This window comes from Enterobacter sp. BIGb0383 (genome assembly GCF_003751845.1).
Taxonomy (GTDB): Bacteria; Pseudomonadota; Gammaproteobacteria; order Enterobacterales; family Enterobacteriaceae; genus BIGb0383.
On the sequence record NZ_RJKQ01000002.1, the window covers coordinates 303,372 to 321,317 of the forward strand.

The 17,946-nt window shown below is 60.4% G+C and carries 18 protein-coding genes; 6 read left to right on the top strand and 12 right to left on the bottom strand.

Going from position 1 to position 17,946, the window contains the following annotated elements; translation table 11 throughout:
- Window positions 1-45: 45 nt before the first annotated feature.
- The gene (locus tag EDF81_RS09815) at window positions 46-948 is read right to left on the bottom strand and encodes a LysR family transcriptional regulator (RefSeq protein ID WP_123347963.1); all 903 of its coding nucleotides are present in this window, start codon (window positions 946-948) and stop codon (window positions 46-48) included.
- A 119-nt stretch (window positions 949-1,067) separates the two neighbouring features.
- On the opposite strand from EDF81_RS09815, the gene EDF81_RS09820 reads away from it, so the two are divergent.
- A complete protein-coding gene (locus tag EDF81_RS09820) occupies window positions 1,068-2,582 on the top strand; it encodes an MFS transporter (protein ID WP_123347964.1) in 1,515 nt (504 codons plus the stop codon).
- Between the two features lie 9 nt (window positions 2,583-2,591).
- On the opposite strand, the gene EDF81_RS09825 is transcribed toward EDF81_RS09820, so the two are convergent.
- Entirely contained in the window at window positions 2,592-3,470 is an 879-nt protein-coding gene (locus EDF81_RS09825; RefSeq protein ID WP_123347965.1) for a LysR family transcriptional regulator, read from the bottom strand.
- A 115-nt stretch (window positions 3,471-3,585) separates the two neighbouring features.
- On the opposite strand from EDF81_RS09825, the gene EDF81_RS09830 reads away from it, so the two are divergent.
- The gene (locus tag EDF81_RS09830) at window positions 3,586-5,166 is read left to right on the top strand and encodes an MFS transporter (protein WP_123347966.1); all 1,581 of its coding nucleotides are present in this window, start codon (window positions 3,586-3,588) and stop codon (window positions 5,164-5,166) included.
- On the opposite strand, the gene nei is transcribed toward EDF81_RS09830, so the two are convergent.
- The 10 genes from nei to EDF81_RS09880 form a co-directional block, all read right to left on the bottom strand.
- The gene (nei, locus tag EDF81_RS09835; RefSeq protein WP_123347967.1) at window positions 5,105-5,896 is read right to left on the bottom strand and encodes an endonuclease VIII; all 792 of its coding nucleotides are present in this window, start codon (window positions 5,894-5,896) and stop codon (window positions 5,105-5,107) included. The two genes, EDF81_RS09830 and nei, sit on opposite strands and share 62 nt — an antisense overlap.
- 14 nt (window positions 5,897-5,910) lie before the next feature.
- On the bottom strand, window positions 5,911-6,555 hold the full coding sequence (gene pcp / locus EDF81_RS09840; RefSeq protein WP_123347968.1) for a pyroglutamyl-peptidase I: 645 nt from the start codon (window positions 6,553-6,555) through the stop codon (window positions 5,911-5,913).
- A 9-nt stretch (window positions 6,556-6,564) separates the two neighbouring features.
- Entirely contained in the window at window positions 6,565-7,560 is a 996-nt protein-coding gene (locus EDF81_RS09845) for a DUF979 domain-containing protein (RefSeq protein ID WP_123347969.1), read from the bottom strand.
- On the bottom strand, window positions 7,557-8,282 hold the full coding sequence (locus tag EDF81_RS09850; RefSeq protein WP_123347970.1) for a DUF969 domain-containing protein: 726 nt from the start codon (window positions 8,280-8,282) through the stop codon (window positions 7,557-7,559). The genes EDF81_RS09845 and EDF81_RS09850 overlap by 4 nt, the downstream gene beginning before the upstream one ends.
- Window positions 8,283-8,337: 55 nt before the next feature.
- The gene (gene pxpA, locus EDF81_RS09855; protein ID WP_123347971.1) at window positions 8,338-9,075 is read right to left on the bottom strand and encodes a 5-oxoprolinase subunit PxpA; all 738 of its coding nucleotides are present in this window, start codon (window positions 9,073-9,075) and stop codon (window positions 8,338-8,340) included.
- Entirely contained in the window at window positions 9,062-9,994 is a 933-nt protein-coding gene (gene pxpC / locus EDF81_RS09860; RefSeq protein WP_123347972.1) for a 5-oxoprolinase subunit PxpC, read from the bottom strand. The genes pxpA and pxpC overlap by 14 nt, the downstream gene beginning before the upstream one ends.
- A complete protein-coding gene (gene pxpB, locus EDF81_RS09865) occupies window positions 9,988-10,644 on the bottom strand; it encodes a 5-oxoprolinase subunit PxpB (RefSeq protein ID WP_123347973.1) in 657 nt (218 codons plus the stop codon). Before pxpB ends, pxpC begins: the two co-directional genes overlap by 7 nt.
- 14 nt (window positions 10,645-10,658) lie before the next feature.
- Window positions 10,659-11,402 carry a type 2 GTP cyclohydrolase I gene (locus tag EDF81_RS09870; RefSeq protein WP_123347974.1) on the bottom strand — a complete coding sequence of 248 codons (744 nt, stop codon included), beginning with the start codon at window positions 11,400-11,402 and terminating at the stop codon, window positions 10,659-10,661.
- 2 nt (window positions 11,403-11,404) lie between these two features.
- A complete protein-coding gene (phrB, locus tag EDF81_RS09875; protein WP_123347975.1) occupies window positions 11,405-12,832 on the bottom strand; it encodes a deoxyribodipyrimidine photo-lyase in 1,428 nt (475 codons plus the stop codon).
- A 173-nt stretch (window positions 12,833-13,005) separates the two neighbouring features.
- Window positions 13,006-13,212, bottom strand: a complete 207-nt coding sequence (locus EDF81_RS09880) for a YbfA family protein (protein ID WP_123347976.1) — start codon at window positions 13,210-13,212, stop codon at window positions 13,006-13,008.
- Between the two features lie 307 nt (window positions 13,213-13,519).
- On the opposite strand from EDF81_RS09880, the gene kdpF reads away from it, so the two are divergent.
- From kdpF to kdpC, 4 genes are read left to right on the top strand one after another with little or no spacing between them, the layout of a single operon-like run.
- Window positions 13,520-13,609 carry a K(+)-transporting ATPase subunit F gene (gene kdpF / locus EDF81_RS09885; RefSeq protein ID WP_001670793.1) on the top strand — a complete coding sequence of 30 codons (90 nt, stop codon included), beginning with the start codon at window positions 13,520-13,522 and terminating at the stop codon, window positions 13,607-13,609.
- Window positions 13,609-15,288: a potassium-transporting ATPase subunit KdpA gene (gene kdpA, locus EDF81_RS09890; RefSeq protein WP_123347977.1), complete on the top strand. Its 1,680-nt coding sequence runs from the start codon at window positions 13,609-13,611 to the stop codon at window positions 15,286-15,288. Before kdpF ends, kdpA begins: the two co-directional genes overlap by 1 nt.
- A 20-nt stretch (window positions 15,289-15,308) precedes the next feature.
- Window positions 15,309-17,357, top strand: coding sequence for a potassium-transporting ATPase subunit KdpB (kdpB, locus tag EDF81_RS09895; protein WP_123347978.1), 2,049 nt, complete (start codon window positions 15,309-15,311; stop codon window positions 17,355-17,357).
- Window positions 17,358-17,370: 13 nt separating this feature from the next.
- Window positions 17,371-17,946, top strand: coding sequence for a potassium-transporting ATPase subunit KdpC (gene kdpC / locus EDF81_RS09900; RefSeq protein WP_123347979.1), 576 nt, complete (start codon window positions 17,371-17,373; stop codon window positions 17,944-17,946).

A 17,946-nucleotide genomic window follows, 5' to 3' on the forward strand; every position in this document is an offset into this window, starting at 1 on the left:
TTTTCGGGGTATTAAAAAACGCGCTTTCGGGCGCGTTTTTTTATTTCAGTATCGCGTTCCCTGACTCAGCACTTGCGCACTCAGGCAGTCAATAAAAGCCCGTAGTTTGGGCGACAGATCCCGACTGGCGGGCCACACCACCCACATCGTGCTGCTATTGTCGGTACAGTCTTCAAGCAGAGTTTGCAATCGTCCACTCCGCAGGTGTTCTGCCACGATAAAATCAGGCAGACAGGCGATGCCCTGGCCCTGCAAGGCCAGATGGATACGCATTTCCACGCTGTTACAAATCAACATGCGCGGTAGATCGAGGACGTCGTCATCCGACGCGGGCGGAAGCGGCCAGCGTTCTATTTTGCCCGTATTATGGAAGCGGTAATGCAGGCAGATATGGTCCTGCAAGTCGGCGGGCTGTGCCGGGCGTCCGTGGGACTCAATATAGTGCGGAGAAGCAACCAGAACGCGCCGGAAATCCCCTAGCCTGCGCTGTTTAAGCCCCGAACTGGTCAGATTCCCGGTTCGCACTGCCGCATCGAAACCGTCACCGATGACATCCACGAAGCGGTCGGAGAAATCCAGATCCAGCTCCACAGCCGGATAACGCCGCATAAAATCCGCGATAACCGGTTCGAACAGACCGCTATGCCGGGGCAGACTGATGCGCAATCGGCCCTGCGGCGTTTCGCTGGCCCGGGTCATTTCCAGCTCGGCCGCCTCAACTTCGCTCAGGATCCGACGGCAACGCTCAAGGAATATTTCGCCTTCCGCCGTCAGCGCCAGCGTGCGCGTGCTGCGGTGGAACAGACGCACGCCCAGGCGATCTTCCAGACGGGCGACGGCCTTTCCTACGGCCGAAGGAGAAACCCCGAGGTCGCGTGCTACGGCCGAGAACCCCAGGCGACCAGCGACGCGCACGAAAATACCAATGCTCCCCAGGCTATCCATCATTGAACGCCTCCATTTAAGACATTTTTGTCCGAAGTATTTGTAACTTTATCCTGTTTTTCTTTCTCGATCATTAGCCTAACCTGCCGGACAACATTCATCCCCTTTGACAGACAAAAACCATGCCCGCAACGTTAACCTCTCCGGCCACGCATATGCGTGGGCTTCAATTTCTGGCGGCTTGCCTTACCGGCCTGCTGATCCCGCTCTGTTTCACCGGCCCGGCGGTCGTATTGCCCGCTATCGGCCAGGCGCTGGGCGGCAGCCCCACCCAGCTGAGCTGGATCATGAATGCCTACATCCTCAGCTACGGTGGCGCGATGATGGTAGCAGGTAGCCTGACCGACATTTATGGGCGTCGACGTCTCTGGCTAACCGGGCTGGCAGGGTTTTGCGTATTTACCTTTGCCATCCCGTTTGCCCCCTCCGTACTGTGGATCGACCTATTGCGGTTATTGCAGGGACTGGGCGGCGCGGCAGCGTTTGCGGCAGCCATGTCCTCTCTGGCACCGCTGTTTACGGGGGCTGCTCGCGCCCGGGCTTTCAGCCTGCTGGGCACAACCTTTGGTCTGGGTCTTTCGTTCGGACCGTTAGTCTCGGGGTGGATGGTAGAGGCAAGCGGCTGGCAGAGCGTATTCTACACTACGGGAATTATCGGGGTGCTGGGCCTCGGGCTGGTTGCCGTCAGCACCCGACACGGACAGGAGACGGTCAGCGGCACGCCAGACTGGCCTGGGGCGATAACCTTCACCCTGGCGCTGGGGCTTTTTACCTGGGGCATGCTGCGCGTACCCGAAAGCGGATGGCATGATATCCTGGTGGTCACCGCGCTCCTGGCGTCGGGCGTGGTGTTTATCGGCTTTACTGTTATCGAGCGACGGGCCGCCCATCCGATGCTGGATTTAGATTTTTTCCGCGACCCGGGATTCCTCGGCGTACAGGTATTAGCGGCATCGCCCGCATTTTTGTTTATCCTGCTTATCGTCATACTGCCGGGGCGCTTTATCGGTATTGACGGCTATGGCGCGTTACAGGCCGGGAAAATGATGGTCTGGCTTGCCGCACCGCTGCTGCTGGTGCCCTTTCTGGCAGCGTTGCTGACGCGCTGGTTCAGGCCTGGAAGCCTTTCAGCTGTCGGTCTGCTGCTTGTCGCGGCGGGATTGGTATGGCTTGCAAGCGGTTTTGCACAAGGCGGTGGACAGGCGCTACATCTGCCCCTGCTGCTTATCGGTATCGGCATAGGCGTTCCGTGGGGCCTGATGGACGCCATGGCGGTGAGCGTCGTGTCGCCGGAGCGGGTCGGCATGGCGACGGGCATCTTCAACACGGTGCGCGTCTCTGCCGACGGCGTGGCTATCGCCATGATCGGCGCTCTGCTGGCTACGCTTATCCAGCATCGCCTGAGCCAGGCGGCTTTAACGACGCCACAGGAGGCACTCCTGGAAGCATCCAGTCGAGCCGCACTCGGGGAGATCCACACGGCGTCATCGCTACTGCCCGGCTTTGAGTCCCTGTTATCACAGAGCTATGCCGCCTCTTTCATCACGATACTGTATGTCCTGGCCGGGCTGGCGGTGCTCACGGCCTGCGCGGTATATACGCTACTACGAGTTCGCCAGACGCAGACCCAACGTTAACGCACGGCCTCAGACCGACACTCCGGCGTGCTTTACCGTGCGGTGCTCCCGGTAAGCCGCCGCCAGGGTACGCAGCGCATCGCGCGAGCGCCCGTCGGTCAGGGTGGAGTGGAGCATAATTCGCGACGAGGGCAGCGCCGGTAATCCCAGCGCCTGGCTGACTTCAAGCGTGTCACAGGGTGCCAGGCGGCAGGAAAACGCCGCGACGGCCAGGCCCGCCGATACGGCGGCAACAACGGCAGCGCTGCCGCCGCCGACAAAGACTTCATTCCACTTGATACCCGCTGCGGATAACGCGCGAATGGCAATATCCCTCACGCCGCAGCAGGGTGCCAGCGCCGCCAGCCGCAGCGGTTTCTCCGGATGCTGATGAAAACCCGGTGCGGCAAACCAGCCGAAATGCTCCGGGCCCAGGTCTTCCCCACCCCGGCTATCGTCATCCTGACGGACAATAACCGCATCCAGATCGCCCTTATCGAAGGCATCCAGCAGGCTGCGGGAGTTTTCCAGCCGCACCTCAATCGTTAAGGCGGGATCCTGTTTATTAAGACGGGCCAGCAGCACGGGAATTTCCGGCCCCGCCACGTGCTCGGCGATACCCAGACGAAAACGTCGGCACTCTGCAGAGAGAGAGGCAACCGCCCGATCGTGGGCCAGTAAAAAATCCCGTGCGGGATTAATAAACAGCGCGCCCTCGGCAGAGAGGCGAACCTGCCGGGGAGTACGCTCCAGCAGTTTATAGCCCAGCCGCGCCTCCAGCCGTTTGAGCTTGACGCTGATGGCACCCTGGGTGGTGCCCAGGGCTTCGGCAGCCCGGGTAAAGCTTTGAAAATCGGCAATGGCGACAAAGGCCTGCACCGATTCCACGTCCAGCACGGGTCGACTCATGAATCATCCAGATTTGTTGTGACTGATATGCCCAACCATAGCATTGCTAAATAACTGCGTCATCCCTAGCATCCGTAAGCCGACGACGACATTTTACTTTGTTAAAGGATGCCCTATGACGCTTTCCCCTACTCGCCAGGGCAACGTTGCCCTCGCCGCTGTCTGTTTATCTGCGCTGATGATGGGGCTGGAGATCTCCAGCGTACCGCCGGTTCTCTCGACGATTGAGCAGGTGATGGGCGCCAGCTTTCGCCAGCTGCAGTGGGTGATGGCAGCCTATACCATCGCCATGACCACCATCCTGATGGCCGTTGGCACTCTGGCCGACCGCTACGGCCGCAAACGCATCTTTACCCTGGGTATCCTGGCCTTTGGCCTGACCTCGCTGGTCTGCGGGCTGACGCAAAGCCCGTCCGTGTTGATTGCGGCCCGCTTTCTGCAGGGGCTGAGCGCCGCGATGATGCTGATTTGCCAGATAGCCATTCTCTCCAGCCAGTTCCGCACCGGCAAACTCCGCAGTCGGGCCTTCGCCTGGTGGGGCATTGTCTTTGGCGCGGGTCTGGGCTTTGGCCCGATTGTCGGGACCGCGATCCTGATGCTGGCAAGCTGGGAGTGGGTCTTTATCATCCACGTTGTGCTGGCGGCGATTGCGTTAACCCTGAGCCAGCTGGGCGTGCAGGAGTCCCGTGCCCCGCAGGCGGGCAAGCTGGATATAGGCGGTATCATTACCCTGTCGGTCGCCGTCTGCTGCCTGGTCCTGTTTGTGACCCAGGGCCCGGTCCTGGGCTTCACCAGCCCCGCAGCCCTGAGTATTATCGGCCTGTCGCTGCTCAGCTTTGCGGCCTTTATCGTCGCGGAGCGCCGCCACCCGCATCCGATGATCGACTTCCAGGTGTTCCGGGTACGTAACTTCTCGGGCGCGCTGCTGGGTTCAATGGGGCAAAACTTCAGCTTCTGGCCCTTTATTATTTATCTGCCGGTCTGGTTCCACGTCGGGCTGGGCTACAGCAGCGTGGAAACGGGTCTGGCGCTGCTGGCCTACACCCTGCCTACGCTGTTTGTGCCTCCCTTCGCAGAACGTCTCGCCCTGCGTTTTCAGCCGGGCGTGGTGATCCCCACGGGGCTGCTGACGATTGGCCTCGGATTTACGCTGATGAAAATCGCCAGCGGGTCCGGGCTACCGGGCTGGTTGATTCTGCCCGGCTGCATCCTGGCAGGTATTGGCCTGGGCCTGACCAACACCACCGTCACCAACGCTATTACCGCCGCCGTCCCGACCGAACGCGCCGGCATGGCCTCAGGCGCGGATACCAGCGCCAGGATGATCTCGCTGGCCTTCAATATCGCGCTGATGGGCTTTATCCTGGTGCAGGGGATTATGACCAGCCTGCACCAGCGGTTCGGGGTTACAGCGGGCGAGAGCCTGCGTCAGCTGGCAGAGAAAGTGGCGGCGGGCGATATCACGGTGGTGGAACGTTCTGGCACCTTACTGGCACATCTTGCCGCCCCTTATGACGCGATCAATACGGCACTGCTCGATGGCTTTGGCTGGGTGATGATTTACGGTGCGGTGAGTGCCTGCCTGATGGCGCTGGGAAGCTTCTTTATTTTCTCACCGGGCAGCGCGCCCGCGCTCAACGCTGACACCCCGGACACCAGTAAAACGGCCTCGAAGAGAGGGTTGTCTTCTCGATAATGCCCCCGCAGCGCTCGCAGGCTTCGCCCGCCCGATGAAAGACCCGGAAGCGAAACAGCGCCCCGTGGTGACGGTTTTCATCCAGCGTGCCGCGCGTGGTCCAGGAGAGTCGGGGGATGGCGAGCAACGATTCCGCCAGCGCAGTCAGCTGCGGGTCGGTAAGATCCTGTGCCCTGTGCTGCGGAGCCAGTTCGGTGTGCCAGAGGATTTCGACCCGCAGGTAGTTGCCCAGTCCGGCGAGAAACGTCTGGTCCAGCAGCAGTCCGGAAAACTGTCGCCGCCGAAAACGCGGCGACAGGAGGCGCTCTTTTACCGTCTCTGCCGTCAGGGACATATCGAGCACGTCCGGTCCGACCCGCTGTAAAAACGGATGGGTGGCAAGCTGTTCCGCGCTCAGCATTTCGATATCCGAGGCGCTATAGAGCAGAATCGCTTTCTCCGCCGTCTGTAGCCTGACCCGCAGCACGCGGGTGGTTTGCGGCGATTCATCCGCCTCGACCACTCGCCAGACGCCGTACAGCTGATTATGGCTGTAGAGCGTCAGGCCACCGCTAAAGCGGGTCAGCATCGCTTTTCCCCTGGTATCGATACGCTCGATACACTGGCCGACCAGCGTCAGCTCGTACGCCTTAAGTTCAGGAAAGGCAAACCAGACGTCCGTCAGCGGTTTGCCCTGAACGGCGGCCTCCAGGCTATCCGCCGCGCGGCGGATCTCCGGTCCCTCAGGCATAAACGACTCCGTGATTAGTGCGTGGTACCGCCGGACAGTTTGAGATCGGTATCGACCCGCAGCCCTGTTTCAATAGCGATTTCCAGCGCGTGCAGCACCGTCTCCGCCGCCATGCTGGCCGCGCCCGGATGCGCCACCGCCTGCTCCGGTAGCCACGGGATATGGATAAACCCGCCCTTCACTTCCGGCGTGGCCTGTAGCTTGTGCAGTAGGCCATACATGACATGGTTACAGACGTAGGTGCCCGCCGTATGGGAGACGGAGGCCGGAATACCGGCCTCACGGATCGCGGCGACCATCGCCTTAATCGGCAGCGTGCTGAACCAGGCAGCAGGACCGTTGGCCACCACGGGCCGGTCCACCGGCTGCTGGCCTTTATTGTCCGGGATACGCGCGTCATCGACGTTAATCGCGACCCGCTCGACGGTCAGGTCAACGCGACCACCGGCCTGGCCAACGGCCAGCACCAGCGACGGCTGGAGTTCGTCGATTGCCCGGTCCAGGACCGCCAGCGACTCGTCAAAGACGCAGGGCAGCTGTCGTGCAACCACCCGGCATTCGCCGATAATCACGTTATCAAGACGGCGAACGACTTCCCAGGAAGGGTTGATCGTCTCACCGCCAAAAGGTTCAAACCCGGTTACCAGTACCGTACGCATCATCCCTCCTTACAGGAACATCAGGAAATAGAGCAGGAACACGTTAGCAATCAGCAGCAGCACCGCCGTGGGTACCTGCGCCTTAATGACCGCATTTTTATCCGGCAGCTCCAGCAGCGCGGCCGGAACAATGTTGAAGTTGGCCGCCATCGGCGTCATCAGCGTCCCGCAGTAGCCGGAGAACATCCCGATAGCCGCCATCACCGCCGGGTTACCGCCGTGTTGCAGGACCAGCACCGGAATACCAATACCGGCGGTGATAATCGGGAAGGCCGCGAAGGCATTGCCCATAATCATCGTCAGCAGCGCCATGCCAATAGCGTAGACCGCCACGGCGATAAAGCGGCTGTCGACGGCGAGATATTCCTGGGTCAGCCAGGCAATACCGGTGCCGACGCCTGCGGTGGTAAACAGCAGTCCGAGGGTGGCGAGGATCTGCGGCAGAATAAACGCCCAGCCGATCGAGTCCAGCAGGCGACGCGCCTCCTGCAACGGCTGATGCGCTTGTTCGCGGGTCATGATCACCGCACTCACCAGGCCAACCAGCGAGCCGACAGTCATGGAGAAGAGCGTCACCAGCGTCGAGTGGTTACCCGGCCCAAACAGGGCCAGCTGTAGCGACGGCAGATTATTAAACAGCAGTACGCCGACAACAGTGATGACAGGAATTGCCAGAGCGGGCAGGAACAGACGGCTGCCAAGGCGCTGGGCGCTGGCTTCGCGCTCCTGCTGGCTACGCTGATGGTAGCTGCCCAGGCGAACGCCGCCGAAACCGGCGATCAGCGCCAGCACAACCACCGCCCCACCGACGGCAATATGCACCGTGCGTTTATCGCCAACCAGCTCGAAGGTCCAGTTACCCAGCAGGAACAGCAGACCGTAGATCCCCCAGAAAAGGCCGGTGGTCAGACGACGCGGGTTGGCCTTGTCGCGCCAGGACATAATGGCCACCACCAGCAAAATAGCGCCGGCCAGCCAGTAGAGATAGCTTTGCTGAAACATTATGCCGCTCCTCTGTTCTGACCGTCAGTGCTCACTTTGCCCAGCTCGCGCGCAATATGATTATCCAGGCGCCACAGACGGGTCGCATGAATAATAAAGGCGCAGATCGCCGTCGGGATACCCCACAGCGCAATATGCAGCGGCTCGGTCTGGATCCCACCGGACTCCAGCATAAAGTTGTGCATAAAGATGATCGCGCCGAAGGCGACAAAGATATCTTCCCCGAAGAATAGGCCGACGTTATCCGTCGCCGCCGACATGGCGCGCAGGCGATAGCGCACCGCACCCGGCAATTCGCCGTAGTTCTTCTCCGCCGCGCCTTCCGCCATCGGGGCCAGCAGCGGGCGAACCATCTGCGGATGACCGCCGAGGCTGGTCAGCCCAAGCGCTGCCGAGCTTTCACGGACAAACAGATAGACAATCAGCAGACGACCCGCCGTGGCGCTGCGGATCTTCGCAATCCACGCCTGGGCACGCTCTTTCAGACCGTGACGCTCCAGCAGGCCGATAACCGCCAGCGGGATCAGCAGAATAAACGGCAGGTTGCGGGTGTTAAGGAAGCCTTCACCCAGTTTTTCAAGGATGGTGGCGATTGGCATCTGCGCCGCCAGACCGGTGACAATCCCGGCGACGATCACCACCAGCACCGGATTAAAGCGCAAAAGGAACCCGACCACGATGACGGCAATCCCCGTCAGTGGCCAGAGAGATACGGCTTCTCCCATGATATTGTTACCCTGTATGTTGTTGAGTTGTTTACAGTCTTATTTTAATTTTCGTTTAGGAACGAATACTGATACTGCCTGCTTCAAACGCCGAGCGCAAGCGGCGGGCAAAGGCGAGGGCGTGCTCACCGTCGCCATGAAGGCAGACCGTCTGGGCGTTAACGCTGGCCCAGCTCCCGTCGATGCTCTGCACTTTACCTTCGGATATCATCCCCAGTGTCTGCGCCAGGGCCTGCTCTTCATCGTCGATCAATGCCCCCGGCTGACCACGCGGAACGAGGCTGCCGTCCGCCTGATATCCCCGGTCGGCAAACACCTCTTCACGCGTTGTTAAGCCCAGACGCTGTCCGGCACGGATCAGCTCGCTGCCCGCCAGCCCCACCAGGACCAGGGCCGGATCGCAGGCAAAAACAGCCCGGGCGATAGCGTCCGCCAGCACGGCATTTTTTGCCGCCTGGTTATAGAGCATGCCGTGGGGCTTAACGTGGCGCATCCGCCCACCTTCTGCCTTTACGATCGCCGCCAGGGCGCCAACCTGATACAGGGTTTGCGCATAGACCGTTTCCGGCGGAAGCTGCATTGCCGTACGGCCAAAGTTCTCCCGATCCGGGAAGCTCGGGTGAGCGCCAACGGCGACGCCGTTTTTCAGCGCCTCGCGTACGCAGGCCTGCATGGTCTGCGCATCGCCCGCGTGGAAACCGCAGGCAATATTGGCCGACGAGACCAGCTGCAGCAGGGCGCTGTCGCTGGTGCAGCCTTCACCGAGATCGGCATTTAAATCAACGTGTTTCATTAAGCCTCCATGCCAGCTGTTCAATATAGATCTGCTGCTCGCGTCTGGCCTTCAGGGCCTCTTCAAGGGTGCAGGGTACAAAGTGAATCGGCTGTCCCAGCGGGATCTGCGCCAGATGGTACATATCCGCCTCAATAATGCAGGCGATACGCGGATAGCCCCCGGTGGTCTGGGCATCGTTCATCAGCACAATGGGCTGGCCGTTATGCGGAACCTGAATCACGCCGGGCAGCAGACCGTGGGAAAGCATCTCCCGGTCGGTGGTACGCACCAGCGGCTGGCCCTGCAGACGGTAGCCCATGCGGTTACTCTGCGGGCTGAGCTGCCAGGGCGAGCGCCAGAAGGCTTCCTGGGACGCATCATCAAATTCATGATGCTCCGGCCCCCGCAGCACGCGGATACGGTTGCCCCAAAGCAGCTGTTTCACGCCGCGTGATTCAATAAAGGTCTTTGCATCAGGCCCGATGGCAAGCCGGTCGCCATCGCGCAGCAGACGCCCTTCAAAACCTCCAATGCCCACTTTTAAGTCGGTGCTCGCCGAGCCCATCACCTGCGGCACATCGATGCCGCCCGCAATCGCCAGATAGCTGCGCATGCCGTGACGCGGGCGCTTCAGCGTCAGACGCTGCCCGGCTTTGACCGGCAGACGCCAGCCCGTCCAGACGGCATGGCCGTCGAGGGTGGCGTCGCAGCCCGCACCGGTCAGCGCGAACCAGCCGTCATGGGAAAACTCCACTTCGCACTGGCCGAGGGTTATTTCCAGGGCTGCAGCGTCGGCGTCGTTGCCCACCAGCAGGTTAGCAATACGCAGGGCCGGTTTGTCCAGCGCCCCGCAGTGGCTGATCCCCGACTGACGCAGACCGTCCCGGCCACCGTCCTGCACCGAGGTGTAAATCCCCGCACGAATAATCGTCAGCATACGCCCTCCTTCTGCGGTACAAAGCGCACCCTGTCGCCCGGTCGCAGAAGGACCGGCTCATCTTTCTTCGGATCGAATAGCGGCAAATCCGTATGCCCGATCAGCTGCCAGCCGCCCGGCGTTGCCAGCGGATAGATGCCGGTCTGTGCCCCGCCGATGCCGACGGAACCGGCCGGTACCGCCAGGCGCGGTTCACCCCGACGCGGCGTCGCCAGCCGTTCCGGCAGGCCGCCCAGATAGGGGAAGCCCGGCTGGAAGCCGAGGAACCACACCACGTACTCAACGGAGGCATGCAGTTCCACAACCTGCTTTTCGTTCAGGCCGCTGTGGCGCGCCACCTCCGCCAGATCCGGCCCGCCCTGCCCGCCGTAGGTTACCGGGATCGCAATCTCCCGCGATTCCGGCTCCAGGGCTTCGCTCTCTTCCCACCAGCGCTGGAGCTGTTCGATAGCATCCAGCGCCGCATTCTGGGGATCGTTCAGGATAACGGTAATATTATTCATGCCCGGGATCGCTTCCCGTACTTCAGGGAAATCCGCCAGACGCTGGGTTAACCGCCAGATACGCTTCTGGCTGGCCAGCGTCATCGGTGGTTCAAGTTCCAGCACCACCGCCGTTTCTCCCAACAGGTAACAACGCGCTCGCTGCACTCTGGTGTTCCTCATCAGGCCGGGTTCGGGATGTCAATAAAGGTGACATCCAGATCGGTGTTTTCATTCAGCCATTCGCTCAGGGCGCGAATGCCGCCGCGTTCGGTCGCATGATGTCCGGCCGCATAGAAATGCAGGCCCTGCTCACGCGCCGAATGGATGGTTTGTTCCGAGACTTCCCCGGTGATAAACGCATCGACGCCGAAGCGGGCCGCTTTATCAATAAAGCCCTGCCCGCCGCCGGTGCACCAGGCCACGCGCTGAACCTTGTCCGGCCCGGTATCGCCGCTCCACAGCGGCTTGCGGCCGAGGCGCGCTTCAATCCACGACGCCAGCTCCAGCCCAGGAACCGGCATCGCCAGCTCGCCCCAGGGCAGCAGTTCGTCGATTTCGCCCATCACGGTGATACCCAGCAGCGCCGCCAGCTGGACGTTATTACCCAGCTCAGGGTGCGCATCCAGCGGCAGATGCCAGCCGTAGAGGTTGATGTCGTTTGCCAGCAGGGTTTTCAGGCGCTGACGCTTCATACCGTGGATAATCGGCGCTTCGTTTTTCCAGAAATAGCCGTGATGCACGATCACCGCATCCGCCTCCTGGCGCACCGCTTCGTCGAGCAGCGCCTGGCTGGCGGTCACGCCGGTGATAATCTTTTGCACCGTCTCGCGTCCCTCAACCTGCAGGCCATTCGGGCCATAATCACTGAAGGCCTTGCTGTTGAGTTTTTCGTTGATCAGTTGTTCCAGTTCGGTGTTTTTCATCGTCACTCTCTTTCCTGTTTACGGGCGGCCTCGTAGGCCGCCAGCGTGGCGACGCGCGCCTGTTTGTGGTCCACAACGGGGCGGGGATACTCAAGCGTGATGCCCTGCTTGTCCGCCCACGTCCAGGGTTGATGAATTGCGCTGTCCGGCACGTCGGCCAGGGCCGGTAGCCACTGGCGAATAAACGCGCCGCTTTTATCAAATCTTTCCCCCTGAGTGGTGGGGTTAAAGATACGAAAATAGGGTGCCGCATCCGTTCCGGTTGAGGCCGCCCACTGCCAGCCGCCGTTGTTGGCGGCGAGATCGCCATCGATCAGCTGAGAAATAAAATAACGCTCTCCCTTGCGCCAGTCGATAAGCAAATCCTTAACCAGGAAACTGGCAGCGATCATTCGCAGACGATTATGCATCCAGCCGGTTTCATTCAGCTGCTGCATCGCCGCATCGACGATGGGATAGCCCGTCTGCCCCCGCTGCCAGGCCTGTAACAAACTTTCATCCTCCTGCCAGCGCACACCGTCGGTCCAGCCGATAAACGGCAGGTGCTTACAAAGGGCAGGATGGTACGTCATCAAATGGCGATAGAATTCGCGCCAGATCAGCTCATTCAGCCAGACGGCACCAGCCTCGCCATCCAGCGCTTTCGGCTGTTCGGCCAGCAGACGATGCAGGCACTGACGCGGCGACAGCACGCCCAGCGCCAGGCTGGCGGAGAGACGGCTGGTGCCTTCGATGGCCGGAAAATCGCGCTGCTCTTCATATTTTCCCGCCGCCTGCTGGCAGAAATGGCGCAGCTGCGCGATGGCGGCTTTTTCCCCCACCGGGAACAGCGTCGCGTCAAAATCATCCTGCGGGTAGTCGAGGGTTATCGGCGTGAGGGGATCGTTTAGCGCACCGTCGGGACGCATCTTTGGCGCGGCCACGCATTCGGGCAGCCCCTCCTGGAGGCGACGCACAAACGCATTTTTAAACGGGGTGAAGACTTTATACATCTCCCGACTGCCGGTCATGACGCTGCCCGGCGCCAGCAGGACGCTGTCGTCAAAGCCCTGACAGGTCACCGTATCCAGCCGTTTTTCCACCGCCGCATCGCGCAGGCGTTCATTGATTTCGTACTGATAGTTGTAAAACAGCGCGTCAACGTTGTGCTTATCGCAAAGCGCCTGCAGGGCTTCAACGCTGTCGGCAAAGCGGTCGACGCTCTGAAACAGTAGCGGAATGCCCTTCTCCGCCAGCGCCTGCTGTAGCGCATTAAGCTGCGCCGACAGATACGCCGCCTGACGCGGCGCCATATCATGCTGTTTCCACTGTCCGGGGGTGGCGATATAGAGCGCCAGCACACGCGCACTGGTGTTCCGACACGCGGCGGCAAGCGCCAGGTTGTCATTCACGCGCAAATCGGCGCGAAACCAAACCAGATGGGTGGTCATAACACTCCTGAATTACTGTCTGGAAATTCAGTCTTATAGTGTTTTAATAATGTTACAGGCGCAAGTAGAGGCTGAGTGGCCTGACCTTTCTCATAACGTCAGCGTGCAAAAAAAAACCGCCCTCGAAGAGGGCGGCTATGCTGCGTGTGTCTTTATTTTTTTATCACATTGCTTTAGTAAAAGTCGCAGCCGATCTTTTCAGACTGCTCCATCCAGACCGGTTTATCGCTGGTTTTAGACCAGACGCGGTGCAGATAGCTATAAAAACGTGAGCGATCTTTCCAGAACAGCATTGCGGGCAGTGCCAGAAGACCCGCCACAACGGCGAGCGTGCGACGCATCATCACGACGTGGACCGGAAACGCTTTATACAGTGTCATATTTCTCCCCTTAATTTGTGGCCGGTAATCATCACCGGAAAAGATAGATTGTTGTCTGCTTAAAAGAGTACCGTTTTGTTTGTAATTTTACTACTCATCCGACCACTAATTTTTGTCAATTTAAGCTTTATTTACATTCGCCCTGAAAATTAGTTACATAAAAGTTAAATTAATACTAACCATTAGTTAAAAAATGGTCTTTGCCATTTTTATACTTTCTTTACACCCGCCCCCGCGTTTTTTGCGAAATCTTTGCACCGAAAAATCTACCTTCATGGCAAGACAATAAAACACCCGGAGGTGGAGTGTGAGTGCAGGCGTAATCACCGGCATCGTGCTGGTTTTCCTGTTACTGGGCTATCTGGTTTATGCCCTGATTAACGCGGAGGCTTTCTGATGGCGGCCCAGGCGTTTTTACTGATTGCCAGCTTTATGCTGGTGCTGTTTATTCTGGCGCGCCCCGTCGGTACGCTTCTGGGGAAAATGATCCTCGGTGCGCCGCTGCCGGGGGTTGCGGGCATTGAACGCATTCTGTGGCGCAGTCTTGCCATCGATACTCGCGAAATGAACTGGCGACAGTATCTGCTGGCCATCCTGGCCCTTAACCTGCTGGGACTCGGGCTGCTGTTTGCCATCCTGATGCTACAGGCCGTGCTGCCGCTTAACCCGCAGCAGCTGCCTGGCCTCTCGTGGCATCTGGCGCTCAACACCGCCGTCAGCTTTGTCAGCAACACCAACTGGCAATCCTACGCCGGGGAAAGCACCCTGAGCTATTTCAGCCAGATGGCGGGGCTGACGGTGCAGAACTTCCTCTCTGCGGCGACGGGGCTGGCGGTGATCTTCGCGCTGATCCGCGCCTTTGCACGACAGAGCGCGACCACCCTCGGCAATGCCTGGGTTGATCTAACCCGCGTCACCCTGTGGCTGCTGCTGCCCCTGTCGCTGCTGATTGCGCTGTTCTTTATCCAGCAGGGCACCCTGCAGAACATCCTGCCGTACCAGGCCTTCACCAGTCTCGAAGGTGCACAGCATCTGCTGCCGATGGGCCCGGTCGCCTCTCAGGAAGCGATTAAGATGCTCGGCACCAACGGCGGCGGGTTCTTTAACGCTAACTCGGCGCATCCGTTTGAAAACCCGACGGCCCTGACCAACCTGGTGCAGATGCTGGCGATCTTCCTGATCCCCACCGCGCTGTGCTTTGCTTTTGGTGATGCGGTTAACGACAGGCGTCAGGGCCACGCCATTCTCTGGGCGATGTCGCTGATTTTCGTGGTCTGCGTCGCCATCGTGATGTGGGCCGAATGGCAGGGTAACCCGCACTTTGTCGCCCTTGGGGCCGACAGCGCCATCAATATGGAAGGCAAAGAGAGCCGCTTTGGCATTCTGGCCAGCAGCCTCTACGCCGTGGTCACCACCGCCGCGTCCTGCGGTGCGGTCAACGCCATGCATGACTCCTTTACTGCTCTTGGCGGAATGCTGCCGATGTGGCTGATGCAGATTGGCGAGGTGGTGTTTGGCGGCGTCGGATCGGGCCTGTATGGCATGCTGCTGTTTGTGCTGCTGGCGGTGTTTATCGCCGGGCTGATGATCGGCAGAACCCCGGAATACCTCGGCAAGAAAATTGACGTGCGTGAAATGAAGATGACCGCGCTGGCGATCCTGATTACCCCCGCGCTGGTTCTGCTCGGCACCGCCCTGGCGATGATGACCGAGGCCGGACGCGGCGGGATGCTTAATCCGGGGATCCACGGCTTTAGCGAAGTACTCTACGCCGTTTCTTCAGCCGCCAACAATAACGGCAGCGCCTTTGCCGGACTGAGCGCCAATACCCCGTTCTGGAACTGTCTGCTGGCGGTATGCATGTTTGTCGGCCGTTTCGGGGTGATTATTCCGGTGCTGGCGATTGCCGGTTCCCTGGCAACGAAAAAGAGCCAGCCCGTCGGTAGCGGTACTCTGCCCACCCACGGTGCGCTCTTTATCGGCCTGCTGATCGGCACCGTACTGCTGGTTGGCGCCCTGACCTTTATTCCCGCCCTGGCGCTTGGCCCGGTCGCGGAACATCTCTCTTTACTGTAAAGCTGGCGGAGACGCGTTTTATGAGTCGCAAGCAACTGGCCCTGTTCGAGCCAAACCTGACCCGACAGGCAATAATGGATGCCGTTCGAAAATTAAGTCCGCACGTGCAGTGGCGCAACCCGGTGATGTTTATCGTCTGGGCGGGCAGCGTCCTGACCACCCTGCTGACGATTGCGATGGCCAGCGGCCACCTTCAGGGCAGCGCCGGGTTTACCGGCGCGGTCAGCGTCTGGCTGTGGTTTACGGTGCTGTTCGCCAACTTCGCCGAAGCCCTGGCGGAAGGTCGCAGCAAAGCGCAGGCCAACAGCCTGAAAGGCGTCAAGAAAACCGCCTTTGCACGCAAGCTGAGCGCGCCGCAGCATGACGCGAAGACGGAAAATGTCCCGGCGTCCGATCTGCGCAAAGGCGATCTGGTCCTGGTCGAAGCCGGGGATATTATCCCCTGTGACGGCGAGGTGCTTGAGGGTGGCGCGTCGGTCGATGAGAGCGCGATTACCGGGGAATCCGCACCGGTGATCCGCGAATCCGGCGGCGACTTCGCCTCGGTGACCGGCGGCACGCGCATTCTCTCCGACTGGCTGGTGATTCAGTGCAGCGTCAACCCGGGTGAAACCTTCCTCGACCGGATGATCGCCATGGTCGAAGGCGCTCAGCGTCGCAAAACGCCGAACGAAATCGCCCTCACCATTCTGCTGATCGCCCTGACCCTCGTTTTCCTGCTGGCAACCGCCACCCTGTGGCCGTTCTCAGCCTGGGGCGGCCAGCCGGTCAGCGTCACAGTACTGGTTGCCCTGCTGGTGTGCCTGATCCCCACCACCATCGGCGGACTGCTGTCGGCGATTGGCGTGGCCGGGATGAGCCGGATGCTCGGCGCTAACGTCATTGCCACCAGCGGCCGTGCCGTAGAAGCGGCAGGCGACGTGGACGTCCTGCTGCTGGATAAAACCGGCACCATCACCCTCGGCAACCGTCAGGCATCGGAGTTTCTGCCTGCCGCAGGCGTGGAAGAGCGCGCCCTGGCGGATGCCGCCCAGCTCTCCTCTCTGGCCGATGAAACGCCGGAAGGTCGCAGTATCGTGATCCTCGCCAAACAGCGCTTTAACCTGCGCGAGCGGGATGTCCAGAGCCTGCAGGCGACCTTCGTCCCCTTCACTGCCCAGACCCGAATGAGCGGGATTAATCTTGGAGACCGTGCGATCCGCAAAGGCTCCGTGGACGCGATTCGCCGCCATATTGAAGCCAACGGCGGCCACTTCCCGGCGGATGTCGATATTCTGGTTGAGCGTGTTGCCCGCCAGGGTGCCACCCCGCTGGTGGTGGCCGAAGGGGCGACCGTCCTCGGCGCGATTGCCCTGAAGGATATCGTTAAAGGCGGGATCAAAGAGCGTTTCGCCCAGCTGCGCAAAATGGGGATCAAAACGGTGATGATCACCGGGGATAACCGTCTGACGGCTGCCGCTATCGCCGCCGAAGCCGGCGTGGATGATTTTCTCGCCGAGGCGACCCCGGAAGCCAAACTGGCGCTGATCCGCCAGTATCAGGCGGAAGGCCGCCTGGTGGCGATGACCGGCGACGGTACCAACGATGCGCCCGCGCTGGCCCAGGCCGATGTGGCAGTGGCGATGAACTCGGGGACCCAGGCAGCAAAAGAGGCCGGGAATATGGTGGATCTGGATTCCAACCCCACCAAATTGATTGAAGTGGTGCATATCGGCAAACAGATGCTGATGACCCGTGGCTCCCTGACCACCTTCAGTATTGCCAACGACGTGGCGAAGTACTTCGCCATTATCCCGGCCGCCTTTGCTGCCACCTATCCGCAGCTCAATGCGCTGAACGTGATGCAGCTGCACTCACCGGCGTCGGCGATTTTAAGCGCGGTCATATTTAACGCCCTGATCATCGTGTTCCTGATCCCGCTGGCGCTGAAAGGCGTGAGCTATAAACCGCTGACCGCCTCGGCCATGCTGCGTCGCAACCTGTGGATTTACGGGCTGGGCGGGCTGCTGGTGCCCTTTATTGGCATCAAGCTGATTGACCTGATTCTGACCCTGCTCGGCCTGGTATAAGAGGATTCAAAAAATGGCTTTATTACGTACCGCCTTTCTGTTGTTAATGTTGCTGACGGCCATTACCGGCGGCCTCTATCCGCTGGTAACGACCGCCCTGGGTCAGTGGCTGTTTCCCGACCAGGCCAACGGTTCGCTGCTGCACCGCGACGGCCTGCTTGTCGGTTCTCGCCTGATGGGCCAGGACTTTAGCGCAGCGGGATATTTTCAGGGGCGCCCTTCCGCCACCGGCGAAGCCCCCTATAATCCAGAAGCATCGGGCGGCAGCAATCTGGCCGCCAGCAATCCGGCGCTGGATAAGGCCGTAGCCGAACGCGTTGCTGCCCTGCGTGCCGCCAATCCGCAGGCTAACCCGCAGGTGCCGGTGGAACTGGTCACCGCCTCGGCGAGCGGTCTGGATCCGCATCTGTCACCTCAGGCGGCAGAGTGGCAGATCCCACGCGTGGCAAAAGCGCGTCAGCTGCCGGACGCGCAGGTTGAGGCGCTGGTTGCCGCCCATACCCAAACCCCGCTGGTGAGTTTTATCGGCCAGCCGGTGGTCAATATTGTCGAACTGAATATGGCGCTGGATGCGCTCAAGGATAACTAA

Excerpts from the sequence above, each read along its gene's own strand:
- EDF81_RS09815 (WP_123347963.1), bottom strand. The coding sequence starts at position 948 with ATGATGGATAGCCTGGGGAGCATTGGTATTTTCGTGCGCGTCGCTGGT.
- EDF81_RS09820 (WP_123347964.1), top strand. The coding sequence starts at position 1,068 with ATGCCCGCAACGTTAACCTCTCCGGCCACGCATATGCGTGGGCTTCAA.
- EDF81_RS09825 (WP_123347965.1), bottom strand. The coding sequence starts at position 3,470 with ATGAGTCGACCCGTGCTGGACGTGGAATCGGTGCAGGCCTTTGTCGCC.
- EDF81_RS09830 (WP_123347966.1), top strand. The coding sequence starts at position 3,586 with ATGACGCTTTCCCCTACTCGCCAGGGCAACGTTGCCCTCGCCGCTGTC.
- nei (WP_123347967.1), bottom strand. The coding sequence starts at position 5,896 with ATGCCTGAGGGACCGGAGATCCGCCGCGCGGCGGATAGCCTGGAGGCC.
- pcp (WP_123347968.1), bottom strand. The coding sequence starts at position 6,555 with ATGCGTACGGTACTGGTAACCGGGTTTGAACCTTTTGGCGGTGAGACG.
- EDF81_RS09850 (WP_123347970.1), bottom strand. The coding sequence starts at position 8,282 with ATGGGAGAAGCCGTATCTCTCTGGCCACTGACGGGGATTGCCGTCATC.
- pxpA (WP_123347971.1), bottom strand. The coding sequence starts at position 9,075 with ATGAAACACGTTGATTTAAATGCCGATCTCGGTGAAGGCTGCACCAGC.
- pxpC (WP_123347972.1), bottom strand. The coding sequence starts at position 9,994 with ATGCTGACGATTATTCGTGCGGGGATTTACACCTCGGTGCAGGACGGT.
- EDF81_RS09870 (WP_123347974.1), bottom strand. The coding sequence starts at position 11,402 with ATGAAAAACACCGAACTGGAACAACTGATCAACGAAAAACTCAACAGC.
- phrB (WP_123347975.1), bottom strand. The coding sequence starts at position 12,832 with ATGACCACCCATCTGGTTTGGTTTCGCGCCGATTTGCGCGTGAATGAC.
- EDF81_RS09880 (WP_123347976.1), bottom strand. The coding sequence starts at position 13,212 with ATGACACTGTATAAAGCGTTTCCGGTCCACGTCGTGATGATGCGTCGC.
- kdpA (WP_123347977.1), top strand. The coding sequence starts at position 13,609 with ATGGCGGCCCAGGCGTTTTTACTGATTGCCAGCTTTATGCTGGTGCTG.
- kdpB (WP_123347978.1), top strand. The coding sequence starts at position 15,309 with ATGAGTCGCAAGCAACTGGCCCTGTTCGAGCCAAACCTGACCCGACAG.
- kdpC (WP_123347979.1), top strand. The coding sequence starts at position 17,371 with ATGGCTTTATTACGTACCGCCTTTCTGTTGTTAATGTTGCTGACGGCC.